A 14401-nucleotide genomic window follows, 5' to 3' on the forward strand; every position below is an offset into this window, starting at 1 on the left:
AACGCGGTGTTTACTTAAAATTAACAGTTAATGTTTAACCATTTAAACCGAATCCAGACATTTATCGCGGTGGTCGACTGCGGTTCCTTTACGCGCGCGGCAGAACGTCTCTTTATCAGCAAAGCCATGGCAAGCATTCATGTCAAATCGCTCGAAGAGGCGCTTAAGGTTCAGCTGTTAATTCGCAACTCGCGCGGTATTATCCTGACTGAAGCGGGTGAAGCGCTATACAAAGATTTCTGCGAAATCTTCATTAATATCCAGAGCTCGCTGGAAAATGTATCTGACAGCCATCGGTCGCTCTCTGGCGCGCTAAATATTACTTCAACCACGGAATTCGGCGAACAATATGTCATTCCTTTGACTGGAGAGTTCTGCCAGCTACACCCCAACCTGGGTATTAATTTTTACGCAGACTCATCTCTGAATGATTTAGTTTCCGATCGCCTTGATTTAGCTATTCGCCTTGGCACACTACGTGATTCGGAATTAAAAAGTAGAAAGTTAGCTAGCTATGATATTTTGCTGGTCGCCTCGCCTGAATGGCTGAAAAATAATCCATTACGCTCTATCAAAGATTTAAACACCGCAGCCTGGATTGCTAATAGTAATTTACAGACGCCGACGCAGTGGACGCTGTGCCATAAAGACGGTACGTCCACAGAAATACGCGCCATAGCGAAATACCACTCCAACTCGTCAACCGCCATTAAATCAATGGCTATCGCCGGTCTTGGCGTAGCCATTCTTCCTGAATGGATGGTTCGCAAGGAGCGTGAAGCAGGCAAGCTGATTCAGCTTTTTGCGGACTACGCCTTACCGGCGCAGGATATAACGATAGTCTATGCCGGCGACCATCGCATTCGACTTAAATGCCGAATTTTTATCGATTTTTTAATAAAAAAAATCAAAATATAATCCTCTGATCGCCTGAAATCAGTCCCTGCATGAAAAGTCGCATTGACGCTTGACGCGCTCCGACGGGCACAATTAGGATATGATCGTTTCCTAATTTCGCTAAGCAGCGTGCCTCAGGCATGCATGCCGCCGTGTTCAACCCGCAGCGCTACCCCACTTTCATTGCATAGAAGGAACACGTCATGATCCATGGTTCAATGCCGACCGCGCCTGAGGGTTTCAGCCACAAATTCGCCACCGTCAACGGTTTACGCTTTCACTACGTCGAAGGCGGCGCGCCAGGAGAGCCGACAGTGGTGCTTATGGCGGGTTTTCCAGAAAGCTGGTACGCCTGGCGTCACGTGATGCCGCAGCTGGGTCGCCGTTTCCATATTATCGCGCTCGATTTGCCCGGTCAGGGCGACAGCGATCGCCCGCTGGACGGCTATGATACGCAGACCATCGCTCGCCGCACCCACGATCTTCTGGCTCATCTGGGCGTCAAACGATACCGCCTCGCCGCCCATGACGTCGGCGCATGGGTCGCCTTTCCCTATGCGCATCTGTTCGCGCAGGAGGTGGAGGCGCTGGCGCTGATGGATGCCGGCATCCCTGGTGTAACGCTGCCGGACAGGCTGCCGGCCGCCTCCCCTGATGCCTGGAAGACCTGGCACTTCGCTTTTCACGCCGTGCCCGATCTCCCTGAGATCCTGCTTGAGGGGCGTGAGCGCGCCTATCTGGAGTGGTTTTTCTGGACGAAGACGGCCAGTCCGGCTTGCTATGGCGAAGAGGAGATCGCCGAGTATCTGAGGATTTACGGCGCGCCCGGCGGCATGCGAGCAGGTCTGGCCTTTTACCGCTCGGCGGCGCTATCTGCTGAGCAAAACCGGGCGTTAGCGCAAAAAGGCGAGCTCACCATGCCGGTGCTGGGTTTAAGCGCCGATCAGGGGTCGATCCCGGATATGTCTCTCCTTCTGCGCGCGTTTGCCGCTGACGTTGTCGGAGAAACGATTACGGAGTGCGGGCATTTCCTGCCCGAGGAGAAACCCGATGCCGTTGCGGACGCCTTAACGCGATTTTTTTCGCGCTGTGCACAATAAGGAAGCCTGAGTAGCCAGCCGCAGCCTGAGGAGGTCATTAATTTATCTTCGACAGATCGACTCCGGTTGCATTCGGCAGGCACAGCGCAGCGGTAATGCCGATAAGATATGATGCGATAGCCAGCATGCCCATGGCATAGCCTAAGTGAAGCTGGCTGGACAGGATGCCCACCAGCGCGGGCATAAGTGAGCCGAATCCTCGACCAAAACTGGCGCAAAATCCGGCGCCGCTTCCGCGTATGTATGTAGGATAAAGCTCCGAAAAAGCAGGCGTTAAACCAGAAGCTAACCCGCCCTGCAATGCTCCCATGAAAAACCCCAGCGCCAGCGTCATGTCCAGGCTAATAGCCGCAAACAGATATATGCTTACGACCAATATTTGACCCAGCAGAAAAACAATAATAGTTTTCCAGCGCCCAAACTTATCGCTTAATCTGCCATAAATAAAAGGACCAATTAGTGAGCCGATAATATTGATAGCCAAATAGCCAGACATTGAGACAACCGGTAACCCTAACTCCATCCGTAAATAGGTTGGCAGCCAGGTAATCATAATATATGCACCGCCAAATATCCCACTGGCCAGAATGGTCGCCGTCACGGTTATCCGGCGATGCTGCTGATGAAAGATGTCGGTAATTTTTTTCTTTTGCTGGTTTTCAGTGCTGTGTGCAAAAACAGGCGACTCTGGAACCAGTCGGCGAATGAACCAGACGAGAATAGCCGGAACGATACCGATAAGGAAAAAAAGCTTCCAGGCAACCTCCTGTGGAAAGAAATTAAGCAGGACGGGCAGTACCGCTAAGGAGATAGCGTAGCCAAGCGCATAGCCGCTCTGAATAGAGGCGCCGACGCGGCCGCGATAGCTTGCACGGATCACTTCGCTGATTAACACGCCGCCGACGACCACCTCCCCGCCATAGCCTAATCCCTGTAGAAAACGCACCGTCAAAAACTGCCAGAATTCGCCGCATAGCGCGGTCAGCGCCGTAAAGCAGGCTACCCATAAAACCGTTAACTGCATAACCCGTATGCGGCCCCAGCGATCGGCTAACATGCCCGCGCTCCATCCGCCGAGCGCGCTGCCAATAAGCGACGCGGAACTTAACACACCGGCCTCCGACTTAGTCAGAATTGACAGGCTGAGTAATATGGGCATGACCAGCGAATATATTGTGCTGTCCATTGAGTCAAGCGTGAATCCGCCCAGGCAGGCCCACCACGTTTTTTTCTCACTCTGAGTTAACTCGCCATACCATCCTGCTTTCATCATTGACCTGCCTTTGCATTAAAAATAGAAAAGCCTCTCAGACAGGCGCTGAGATCATAGGGTTCATTAAAGGTAATTATGAAAAATTCGGTATCTGCGTGATTGTGCTTACCTCTGTAAAGGTATTATTCGTCGCGGATATTTTTTAAAACCGGATGAAACTATTTAGCCAGACGCTCTAACGTATCCTGCCAGGAGAAAGGAAGTAATTCCTGATAACTTACGCCCTTTTCAACCATTTTGGCCGGTAACCCAGCCTGCACTTGTTGGATAGCCTGACTCATCAGCGCGGCGACGCCTGCATCTTGCAGCGTTTTGACCACTTCACCCATCTCTTCTGCGCGTCTGACGCCATGTTCCGCCACACGACTAATAAAATAATGCGGCAGCCGATCGTCCCATCCCAGAGAGGGAAAGCTGGCGTGCAGCGAAGCGAGTACCGCCTCTTCTACGCCATACTGCTTTGCGGCGCTGAGGCATTCGGTCGTGAGCGCTTCCAGACCCTTGATCATCACGCTACGACACATTTTTATGGCTGATACCTCTCCGATGCGTTTGCTGACGGCTCGGGCATTGCACCCCATAGCGCATAAAGCGACGGCGGCGCGAGCAGCTGCCTCACCGCTAATTAACAACGGTGTCTGCAGCCTTTGGGGCGGAACGGGAGCCATGACAGCAACGTCCAGATAGTCTCCCGCGCCCTCTCTTATCGCCTTTGCCGCCGCGCGTTTGGTGTCAGGCGCAACGGAGTTGAAGTCGAGAAACAGTTGTCCGCTCTGCATTAACGGCGCCGCCTGCGTAGCGACTTCCAGCGCGTTACCCGCAGTGACCAGCGATAGCACAAACTCAGCGCCTTCCAGCGCATCCGCCAGCGAGCGTGCTGGCTGTACAGCGGCCTGTTTCGCTTTCGCACCTGGCCAGTCGCTTTGCCCGGTAATAAATTTTTTATCCCAAACGCGCGTATTCGCTGCGCGCGCCAGATCCTGCGCATAAATTTGCCCTGCTTCGCCAAAACCGATAATGGCTACACGCGTCATTTTCGACTCCTTATTTGCCTGACCAGACAGAACCGGGAATGGCGATACGTCCTTCAAACAGCAAACGAGCGGTGCGAATCAGCCCGCTGTTTATAACGTTGTCCGACTCATCCCGCGTAAGCATTACGCTGAACTCACCTTCGGGATGTTCTATTGCCAGACGCTGTTCGCGCGCCTCGCTAACGTGCGCCAGCCCTTCCGTCACCGAACCCGGTATCAGACAGGCTGTCGCCACGCTGACCGCGCCCAATACGCCAATGGAGGCATGGCAGCGATGAGGGATAAAAGTGCGGGTAGTCAGCGCACCACCCTTTTCCGGCGCCGCGATGAGGGTCATTTTGGGGACGGTGCGTTTCGCTACGTCGCCCAGGTTCATGCGCGGCCCAGCCTGTAAGCGAATGGACTCCAGCCGCGCTTTCAGTTCATCGTCGCTGTCCAGCTGCTCACGGGTTTCCAGTCCGCTTCGTTGCAGATCGGCGGCGCGCAGCAATACCACGGGCATCCCATTATCGATACAGGTCACGTCAATGCCGTCGAACCTGTCGCGCGCATTGCCTGTGGGCAGTAGCGAGCCGCAGCTGGAACCGGCAATATCCTGAAAGTTCAGCACCTGTTCAGCAGCAGTACCGGGTACACCGTCGATCTTCGTCTCACCCTGATACTCAACGGTGCCATCCGGCGTTGCGATGCGCGCCTGCGCAATTTGACCCGTGTTAATCATGTAAATGCGCACTTGCGTAACCGCGCCTTGCGCTTTTATCAATCCTTTCTCAACGGCGAAAGGTGCCACGGCAGCCAGAATGTTGCCGCAGTTTTGACCATAATCCACCACCGCTTTATCTACGTTGACCTGGGCAAACAGGTAATCGACATCTGCATCCTCACGCAATGAGGATGAAATAATCGCGACTTTGCTGGTCAGGGGATCGGCGCCGCCAATGCCATCGATCTGCCGCGGATCGGGCGAGCCCATCGCCGCCAGAAGGACCTCATCACGCAGTCGCGTCTCTGCGGGAAGATCGCTGGCCAGAAAGCAGGCGGCTTTGGACGTGCCGCCACGCATCATTACGCAGGGAATCAGGGTTTGCTTCATGGCGATATCTTCTGCAGTTCATCCAGCGAATCAACGTAGCGCAATCCTTTTTCCGCTAACTGCGCGCGCATCTGATAAATATCCAGGCCAAGCTCGCCGGCCGCCAGACGCATCCGCTTTCCCTCTTCCGCGGCGACGCGCTGCTGCGCAGCCTGCGCTACTGCGGCGGCATTGGCACGCGGCACAACCGCTACGCCATCGTCATCGGCGACAACGATATCCCCCGGATAGACCAGTTGACCGGCGCAAATCAGCGGCACATTCACGGACCCCAGCGTTGCTTTCACCGTGCCCTGGGCATACACAGCGCGTGACCAGACGGGAAAGTTCATCTCGCGCAGCGTCTGGCTGTCGCGGATGCCGATATCGCCCACCAGCGCCACGACGCCGCGCGCTTTTAAGGAGGTGGCGAGCAGATCGCCAAAAAAACCGTCATAACAATCTGATGTCGGCGCCACCAGCAGCAGATCGCCCGGCTGGCACTGTTCGACCGCAACATGGAACATCCAGTTGTCGCCGGGAGAGACCAGCACGGTGACGGCACTACCTGAGACAGTCACGTTTTGCTGGAGAGGCCGCACTCGTACATCAAGCAGGCCTTGCCGCTGCTGCGCTTCATGAACTGTCGCCACGCCATACCGTGCGAACTGTTTAACTAACGCGTCGCCGGCACGCTCGATATGACGAACCACTACGCCCCTTTTATTCACCAGACTCATGACAAATCCTCCGTCACGCGCGGAAACAGGCTTTGATACCCTTCGCCGTGCGTGATGACACGCGCTGAAGTAATGCCCGTATTGCGTTTCGCCTGCACGCCGCGCTGCATCGCTACGCGCGTATAGTATTCCCACAGGTGTTCCTGGCCCGCCATGCACTGAATAGCTTCGTATTTTTTATCCCAGACAGGGGTAATATCGAGCAGCACATCCGGCTTCCACTGACATTGTTCGGGCTGATGAGGCTCAAAACAGTAAACTGGCGGCGCGCCGACCACCGGTTCGCCCGGGCGATAACCTTCAGCCTGAGCGATGATGCGCGCTTCCTGCGTGAGGTGGGCCGCCAGAGGATGGTCATAGTTATAGGGATCGGCAATCGAATGCGTCAGCACAAAGTGCGGCTGAACGCGACGATATACATCCGCCAGCCGGAACAGCGTCTCTTTATCGGCTCGCAGTGGGTAATCGCCTAAATCAAAAAATTCGATACTGGCGCCCAGAACGTTAGCCGCCGCTTCCGCTTCGGTGCGACGATGCTGTTTTACCTTCTCTTCGGTCATGTTTCCTTTGCGCCACAACTTCGCTGATTCGCCGCGTTCGCCAAAGGAGAGGCAAACCACATGCACCTCATAGCCGCGTGCGCTGTGCAGCGCAATGGCGCCGCCTGCGCGCCAGACAAAATCAGCAGAATGCGCACTGACCACTAAAGCACTTTTTTTTACCGCGTCTTCCATTCTGTTTTCCTGCTGTTAGTTTTTTTTCATCCTGGCATGCGGCTTTTCTGGCGAATAATGCCTTTCATTGCTTCAGCTATGATTTTTATTTATGTTGTGATGACGATCTGGTATTCAGACCTGATAAAAATGAAAACAAAAAATGATCATTATGATATTAAAATCATGCAATTAAGGTCACTTTGCATGGTTGCTGGCAGAGGGACGGTCTCCAGTGCTGCAGAAAATTTATTTCGGACACAGTCTGCTATTACGCGATCTATTCGTGATCTGGAACACACCCTGGCCGCTCCGCTTTTTGAACGGCATGCCAGCGGCATGTTATTAACCGAATATGGAAAGTGCGTACTGCCGCGCGCGCAACGCGCTATTCAGGAACTGAATCAGATACCGGGCCTGCTGGCGCGTTTTAAGCAGCGGGAAAGCCTGCGTGATGACGCCGAACCCGTCTGGCTGTTTAATGTCAGACGCCTGCAAATATTTTTACGTCTCTTTCATCTGCACCATACGCAGAGCGTTGCCAGTCTGTTGGGTATCAGCCAGCCAGCCGTCAGCGCCGCGTTGAAAGTGCTGGAAAAAGGCGCCGGCGTGGCGTTATTTCAGCGTTCGCCTAAAGGGATGATCCCCTCCGCAGCCGCACGGGAAATGGCGCCTCTTGTCAGCCGCGCGCTGAATGAAATTCGTCATATCCCTGAAGATCTGGCGGCGCAGGCAGGCGTATTGCAGGGCACCGTCACCATTGGTGCGCTTCCGCTGTGCCGTAGTACGATTTTGCCCCGCGCTATCGCACGCCTCGTCACGGCACATCCGGCCGTTAAAGTGGTCACTAATGAAAGCGCCTATAGCGCCCTGGTGACTGAATTACGGGCCGGAGACGTGGATCTTATTCTGGGCGCGCTGCGACGCGATGAGGGAGTGAAAGATATTGCCAGCCAGGTGCTGTTCACCGAAGAGTTAGTCCTCCTGGTACGGCCGCAGCATCCGTTGGCGGGAAAAAACCTGGCGCCTGTCGACCTTACCGCCGTTCAGTGGATCTTGCCGCGCGATAATACGCCAGCACGTCATCTGCTGGACCGCGCTTTTCACACGCTGAGCCTGCCCGCCCCCGTTCCGGTAGTGGAGAGCGGCGACCTCGCGATTGTGCGCGGTCTGCTGCTCAACTCTGACATGGTGGCGGCGGTTTCCCGGCATCAGCTGGAATATGAACTGCGCGCCGGCATTTTGCTGCCGCTGACCTTGCCATTATCCGATACACGCCGCGAAATAGGCATCACGCTGCGCCATGCCGCGCTCCACTCTCCCGCTACGCTGGCGTTGATTGAATGCATTAACGCCGAGGCCGCCTCTTACGCTTCCTAAACGAAATTCATACACTGAATAGCCAGTGAACGCTCGGCAGGCCCCATGCTGGCAACTTGCACGCTGTTGCTGGCGCCTGGGAGTATGCCAACTCGCTCACAATATAAACGCAACTCATACCGCTAAAAGCCTTTTTTGACAGACACCGAGCGCCGCTCTGCATACCGTGTAACAGGATTGTTAAAGATGGTGATGACGGCAAAACGCCCCTCAGTGCCTTACAAGAGAGCTACCTCATGAACACAAATAAGCTGGTCGATATCAAGGCCTGGATTGATTCTCGACCCATTTCGACTTTTCAGTGGCGCGTACTGTTCCTCTGCCTGATTATCATTATGTTTGATGGCTACGATGCGGCGGTGATGGGTTTTATCGCGCCCGCGCTCATTGAGGAGTGGCACATTTCCCGCGCGGCGATGGGGCCGATCCTTGGCGCCGCGATGTTCGGCGTCGCGATCGGCGCGCTTATCGCAGGTCCCTTATCCGATCGTTTTGGCCGTAAGAAGATTATTTTGCTCTCCGTTCTGATGTTCTCTGTGTTCAGCCTTATTTGCGCCTTCGCGGCGACGCCTTTACAGATGGCGCTGTTGCGTTTTATCGCTGGCCTGGGCCTGGGCGCCGTTATGCCTAACTGCGTGACGCTGCTGGCGGAATATATGCCGGAACGTCGCAAGGGCGTGATGATTACTCTGATGTTTAGCGGCTTCAATATTGGCTCGGGATTAGGCGGTTTTATCGCGGCCGCGCTGCTGAGTCGATACAACTGGACGGCCGTGCTTATTTTCGGCGGCGCCGTTCCGCTGATACTGCTGCCCTTCCTGAGCCTGCTGCTGCCTGAATCCGCGCTGAATTTGCTGGTGCGAAAGGCGCCGCGGGCGACAATCGCCGCGCTGTTGAATCGCATGGGTGGCCATTTCACGCAGGATGCCGCGTTTGTGATCAATTCGCCGCGCATTAACCGCCACAGCACCATTTCACAGCTGTTTCGTCACGGTTTCGCCCGCGGCACGCTTATTTTATGGACGACCTATTTTATGGGGCTGTTCGTGATCTATCTGCTAAACGGATGGCTGCCGACAATTATGCGTTCCGGCGGCATCTCGCTGGAAAAGGCCGCCATCCTGGCGGGTTTGTTCCAGCTCGGCGGGCCGCTTGGCGGCATTCTGGTCGGCGCGTTAATGGATAAGTTACATGCCAAATATGTCATTGGCGTCGTTTACCTGCTGGGCTGCATTTGTCTGCTGGCGCAGGGTCTGTTCAGCTTTTCGGGCACCGCGCTGGGCATATTTATTTTTTTCATCGGCATGTGCATTAATGGCGCGCAAAATGGTTTGCAGGTTTATTCCCCGGCCTACTATCCCACCGAAATCCGCGCAACCGGCGTGAGCTGGATGCATGGCATTGGGCGCACCGGCGCGATTTTGAGCTCGTCTGTCGGCGGATTATTAATAGGGGCGTTTCCTGAGCAGTCAGCCATTTTCTTTATTCTGGCCGTACCCGCCTTACTCGCCGCGTTAAGTATCGTGCTACACCGTAACGTTTCGCTCGCGTTAAAAATTAAAGGCGCGGATTTAAATGACATTCCTTCGCTTTCACAAACGCTGAATAACAGATAAAACCTGGCTCGCTCAACTGGATTAAATTTACAGGAATCACATTATGACCAATCATCTGCCGGAACCCTGTTTTGATATTGCCCATCTGGCACACGTTGAGATTTATAGCGACAAATTTGAAGAGAGTCTCAGCTTCTTCGTCGATGTTTACGGTCTTACCGTTTCGGCGCAGGATGAAAATCACGCATGGCTGCGCGCATGGGATGATTACGAGTTCCATAGCTTAAAACTTACCCGTCATCATACGACCGGCGTTGGACACATTGCTTATCGCGCCAGCTCGGAAGCGGCCCTGATGCGACGCGTGGCTGCGATCGAGGCCAGTGATTATGAGGTGCTTGGCTGGTCGAATGACGATCGGGGACATGGACGCGCCTTCCGCTTTGCCGATCCTTTTGGTCACGTTTTTGAGATCTATTACGATACCGTCCGCTATCAGGCGGAACTGAATGAACGTCCTTCGCTTAAAAATCTGGCGCAGCGCTTTCATGGGCGAGGAGCCTGCCCGCGACGCCTCGATCATCTGAATCTGCTGGCTGCTGACGTGCGCGAGTTCAGAAACTTTATGGAAACCTGCCTCGGCTCGCGGGTAACCGAGATGATTCAGCTGGATAACGATTCAGCTGGATAACGGTCGTATCGGCGGCTGCTGGTTCACCATCAATAATAAAACTTACGATCTGGCCTGTACCGAAGAGCACGGCGGCGGTAACGGACGCCTGCATCATGTGACCTGGGCCACCGACTCGCGGGAAGAGATTCTGCGCGCGGCTGACATCTTCCTGGAAAATGGCGTTCACATTGAGACAGGCCCGCATAAGCATGCGATTCAGGGTACCTTCTTCCTCTATGTCTGGGAGCCTGCTGGCAACCGCATAGAGCTGGCGAACTCCGGCGCGCGTCTGATTCTGGCCCCAGACTGGCAAACAGTTATCTGGACAGAGGCGGAGCGAAAAAAAGGCCAGGCCTGGGGGCTGAAAACCATCGAGACGTTTCATACTCACGGCACGCCGCCGGTGCCGCTTAAGCATTAACAGCCGGAAAAGCCGCCTGAAGGCGGCTGTACGTGTGGCTACTCTCTTCCCCGCAGCGTTATGCGCGTCAGTTCCGACGGCCGCCCTAACCTGATCGCCATGCCGGGCCAGAGGGCGGTGCCGTTGTTCACGTAAAGCTGCATGCCATCCACCTGATAAAGCCCTGAAACAAAGCCGCCGTTGGGTTTGGCAAACAGCCGGTCAAAGCCGGCGATCAGTCCGCCATGCGTATGGCCCGACAGCTGTAAATCGACCTGCTGCTGCGCATTCTGGCGCGCGTTGCGCGGCTGGTGGTCGAGCAAAATAACCGGGGCGTTTTTCGGCGCGCCTTTTAACGCCATCGCCAGATCGGGGCCGTCCGCGTTTCTTCTTGATGCGGAGATGTCAGGCAGACCCGCAATAACCAGCTCCGCTGCGCCGCGTTTAATAATAGTGTGGCTGTTATGCAGGGTCGGCAGGCCCAGCGAAGCGAGGTGCTCGGTCCAGCGCTGCTGTTCGAAAAAATATTCGTGATTGCCGGTAATGGCGTAAACGCCGTCCGGCGCGTGCAGATTACCCAAGGGTTCTACATCCTTTATGCGGTTCTGCACGGTTCCATCAATAACATCGCCGGTGATAACGATCAGGTCGACGTCGAGCGACATCGCCCGCCTGACCATCTCTGCACTCCAGGCGGCGTTGAAAAGTTTGGTGATATGCAGATCCGTCAGCTGAAGTAGCTGATAGCCTTCAAACTCGCGCGGCAGATGATCAATTCTGATAGTGACCTCTTTCACCGGCGGCACGCGTATCGCCTGCTGTACGCCAACGGCCGCCAGCGCCATAGCCAACAGCGCAGCCAGATAACGCACCATCGGCGTAATCTCCAGCGGATGCCTGAATAAAAGCGACATTAACGCCACCGCGTCAATCAGCATCTGCAGCAGCGCAAGAAACAGCACGGCGCCGAACGCCCAGTTGCACAGGATGATCAGCGCGCGGGGCATCTCCGGTGAAAAGATGCCGCCCGCGGTAAAGCGGCTAATCAACAGATATTGCGAGGCCAGCAAGACCAGCGCTGCTAAGACGATTTTCAACGCTAGCGGCATCGCTAATGGGATAAGGAAACGGATGATGACATACCAGCTCGGTATACTGAAAATCAGATGAAACATAGATCTTCCCTGGTTACAGGCGCTTGTTCAGCGCGAAAAGGGGTTTGACAGGATGTTATTACGCCTGTCAGGCGTTGAAGCGTAGCACGAAAGCGACCAGTCGCTTCGTTATGATCTTTGTCGTCGATGCCGATGAAAGGGTCAGGCGGAAAAAAGAGGGAATGAATAAGGCAGGAAAGCCGGACATTTCATGCTCGTCTGGCATAAAGCGATAACCGGATGCTCAGCCACGCCTGATTTCGCTAAGGCGTGACTGAAGCGAAGAAAGTTACATAATACCGGCGACCGATTTCGCCAGCTGGGCTTCCAGCACCGGTTTAGCCTCTTCGAATTTCAGGTTGACCTTATTGGCGTTAGACACCACGCGCGTCTGGTATTTCATGCGGTTGCCCTCTTCGCTGCTGGTCTGCAGCTTAATGCCGGCGTTGCCCTGACGCAGCGCACCGATATTATCGGTCGTGACGGTGGATTTGCTGCGCTCGGAGATTTGCAGATCGGTCACCATCGTAAAGTTTACGTCCTCAACCAGCGCATCTGCCGCCATGCCTGCCAGCCCGGCCGCGAGGCCAATTCCCAGAATAGCGCCGCCTGAGTTGCTGTTATAGGCGGTAATGCCGGCACCCAGCGCCGCGCCGGTGGCCGCGCCCTCATATCCGGTCGACAGAAAGCCCTGCGACTGACGCAGATCCATTTTTTCTGCCTTAAGCACGTTGGCCTGAATCCAGTAATACGCTGTGTCAGGCGACGATGTCACGGTATAGCCTTTAGCGCGCAGATCCTGTGCCAGTAATGTCTGAAGATCGCTCATATCTTTATCTGACGTATTACGAACCTGCAGATACACCGTTTTTTCATTTGACGGCTCAAGCCATACGGTCTGGCTCATCTGCGTTTTGACTTCGAGATTACGTTTCTTGATGGCCGTTCCCATTGCGCTACAACCTGAGAGAACCAGACATGATGCGACGACAGCCGCCATAACTAAATTGCGGTTTTTCATTTACTGCTCCTTGTTAAATTAAAAAACGGGACAGTCGCGCCCCGACGCGCACTCAGGTGATGGATATATTTGAAAACGCATCCTCTACCCTCAGAGTGGCGGAATGGTTATCGGAAGAGAGGAGAGAAACTTAAATCTTTTTCATCGGTGTGGCAGGATCGCGCGGTAGTTTATTGCAAGCATCGCGCGCCTGGTATGCGCCCAGCGCCAGCGGCACGGGGAGAAATGATAAAGGAAACGTCAGGATCTACACCTGACCGGCGAGAAGCGGCCGCGGTAGCGCTGCCACGTAAGGTTTAGCCATGATAGTCATCAGCCAGCAGCCCGAACACCCAGTCGTCCCGCCACTCGCCGTTTAAATAATAGCTTTGCCGAATTACCCCTTTCTGCCTGAATCCGCTTTTAAGCAGCAGACGCTTTGAAGCAATATTTCCCGCTGTCACCGTGGCGGTGAGTTTTCGGTAACCCAGCGAATCGAACGCGAAGCGAATGATGGCGTTCAGCGATTCTGTGCCATAGCCTTTACGCCAGGGTAATAAGCGCGTTTCAAACGATGCGGATCGTATTTCTTCTTCATTCTGGGGATCGGCTATGTACGCCATCAGGTTTCAGTCCTGATGCAGCGCCGGGAAAAAAGGCCAGTCCTCTTGTTTTAGCGGCCGGTAAACAAGCCGTTCTGAAGAAATAACCGTTCGTACTTACCCCTTCTTTCTCTGCCCAGCGTTAAACCAGATGATGCTGTTCAGACAAGATTCTGCCTTTTCAAATAAGCCGCCAGCCGGTGTTTGAATCGGCGCGTCTGAAAGCGTATTTCACTCCAGACATATAGCGGCGACTTAATGAAAATCTCTCGCTCTTCGGCACGAATTTGCGCGCATTTTTCACAGCGGAGACAGCTGTCGTAAAACCAGAAATATTCGTCCCGACTTAAAAGCGCGCGGCAGTGCCTGCAGTAAGCTCCCATACATTCCTTATTATTTGATGCGTTCGCCAGCGGTCAAAGCAGCGTTTAACGCCTGATGTTAACTGCGACGCTATTGCCGGCGGCGAAGCACCCAATAAATAACTGGCACTTCCCACATCCGGCATATTCCGCAGTCTGACCTGTTGCCTCAACCTACGGGCACAGCAGCACTGGTAGCAATGAGAGTTATTCTCAAATATTGCGCTCTGCGAGCGCAGGCATGACTTTTTCGCTAAATAGTGGTTAAGGACGCGGCAGCGGCGCCCGGGCATCACGCTGGCGGCGCGGCGGTTGCCAGCAGCGCAGGTTCGCAATCGGGCCAGCAGGAAGCAGGCCGAGCGGTCGGTCTCCTTGCAGCGCAAATAAAAAACCCGGCCATTTGGCCGGGTAGTCTGTCGCAGGCAAACTGCGATGGTTCTCTTGT

12 protein-coding genes and 1 pseudogene are annotated in these 14401 nt (G+C 54.6%); 5 read left to right on the forward strand and 8 right to left on the reverse strand.

The genetic code is table 11. The features are described 5' to 3' along the window. Window positions 1-30: 30 nt before the first annotated feature. Complete coding sequence (locus PVE98_RS21550) at window positions 31-918, forward strand: LysR family transcriptional regulator (RefSeq protein ID WP_096074271.1); 888 nt, start codon at window positions 31-33, stop codon at window positions 916-918. A gap of 182 nt (window positions 919-1100) precedes the next feature. Beyond that, window positions 1101-1997 carry an alpha/beta fold hydrolase gene (locus PVE98_RS21555; protein ID WP_096074270.1) on the forward strand — a complete coding sequence of 299 codons (897 nt, stop codon included), beginning with the start codon at window positions 1101-1103 and terminating at the stop codon, window positions 1995-1997. A 37-nt stretch (window positions 1998-2034) separates the two neighbouring features. On the opposite strand, the gene PVE98_RS21560 is transcribed toward PVE98_RS21555, so the two are convergent. The 5 genes from PVE98_RS21560 to galB all read right to left on the reverse strand — a co-directional run bounded on the left by PVE98_RS21560 (window position 2035) and on the right by galB (window position 6850). Continuing rightward, window positions 2035-3270 (reverse strand): MFS transporter, encoded by a 1236-nt coding sequence (locus tag PVE98_RS21560; protein WP_096074269.1) that lies wholly within the window; start codon window positions 3268-3270, stop codon window positions 2035-2037. A gap of 158 nt (window positions 3271-3428) precedes the next feature. Next, a complete protein-coding gene (locus PVE98_RS21565; RefSeq protein WP_033748849.1) occupies window positions 3429-4304 on the reverse strand; it encodes a DUF1932 domain-containing protein in 876 nt (291 codons plus the stop codon). 10 nt (window positions 4305-4314) lie between these two features. Continuing rightward, entirely contained in the window at window positions 4315-5397 is a 1083-nt protein-coding gene (locus PVE98_RS21570; RefSeq protein WP_096074268.1) for a 4-oxalomesaconate tautomerase, read from the reverse strand. Next, window positions 5394-6116, reverse strand: coding sequence for a 4-carboxy-4-hydroxy-2-oxoadipate aldolase/oxaloacetate decarboxylase (locus tag PVE98_RS21575; protein WP_096074267.1), 723 nt, complete (start codon window positions 6114-6116; stop codon window positions 5394-5396). The genes PVE98_RS21570 and PVE98_RS21575 overlap by 4 nt, the downstream gene beginning before the upstream one ends. Beyond that, on the reverse strand, window positions 6113-6850 hold the full coding sequence (galB, locus tag PVE98_RS21580; protein ID WP_033748854.1) for a 4-oxalmesaconate hydratase: 738 nt from the start codon (window positions 6848-6850) through the stop codon (window positions 6113-6115). The genes PVE98_RS21575 and galB overlap by 4 nt, the downstream gene beginning before the upstream one ends. A 129-nt stretch (window positions 6851-6979) precedes the next feature. Here galB and PVE98_RS21585 point away from each other — a divergent pair, with 129 nt between their 5' ends. The 3 genes and pseudogenes from PVE98_RS21585 to PVE98_RS21595 all read left to right on the forward strand — a co-directional run bounded on the left by PVE98_RS21585 (window position 6980) and on the right by PVE98_RS21595 (window position 10859). Further along, window positions 6980-8209, forward strand: coding sequence for a LysR family transcriptional regulator (locus PVE98_RS21585; RefSeq protein ID WP_096074355.1), 1230 nt, complete (start codon window positions 6980-6982; stop codon window positions 8207-8209). A 236-nt stretch (window positions 8210-8445) separates the two neighbouring features. Beyond that, window positions 8446-9825, forward strand: coding sequence for an aromatic acid/H+ symport family MFS transporter (locus tag PVE98_RS21590; RefSeq protein ID WP_096074266.1), 1380 nt, complete (start codon window positions 8446-8448; stop codon window positions 9823-9825). Between the two features lie 43 nt (window positions 9826-9868). Continuing rightward, window positions 9869-10859, forward strand: a pseudogene (locus PVE98_RS21595) (VOC family protein). Window positions 10860-10897: 38 nt separating this feature from the next. Here the strand turns inward: PVE98_RS21595 and PVE98_RS21600 are convergent. The 3 genes from PVE98_RS21600 to PVE98_RS21610 form a co-directional block, all read right to left on the reverse strand. Then, window positions 10898-12013 (reverse strand): metallophosphoesterase, encoded by a 1116-nt coding sequence (locus PVE98_RS21600; protein ID WP_096074264.1) that lies wholly within the window; start codon window positions 12011-12013, stop codon window positions 10898-10900. A 268-nt stretch (window positions 12014-12281) separates the two neighbouring features. Then, complete coding sequence (gene traT / locus PVE98_RS21605) at window positions 12282-13013, reverse strand: complement resistance protein TraT (RefSeq protein ID WP_033748866.1); 732 nt, start codon at window positions 13011-13013, stop codon at window positions 12282-12284. Between the two features lie 296 nt (window positions 13014-13309). Then, window positions 13310-13615: a GNAT family N-acetyltransferase gene (locus PVE98_RS21610; protein ID WP_096074263.1), complete on the reverse strand. Its 306-nt coding sequence runs from the start codon at window positions 13613-13615 to the stop codon at window positions 13310-13312. Between the last annotated feature and the right edge of the window lie 786 nt (window positions 13616-14401).

The organism is Pantoea sp. GABEPS69 (genome assembly GCF_045780835.1).
Classification (GTDB): Bacteria; Pseudomonadota; Gammaproteobacteria; order Enterobacterales; family Enterobacteriaceae; genus Pantoea; species Pantoea septica.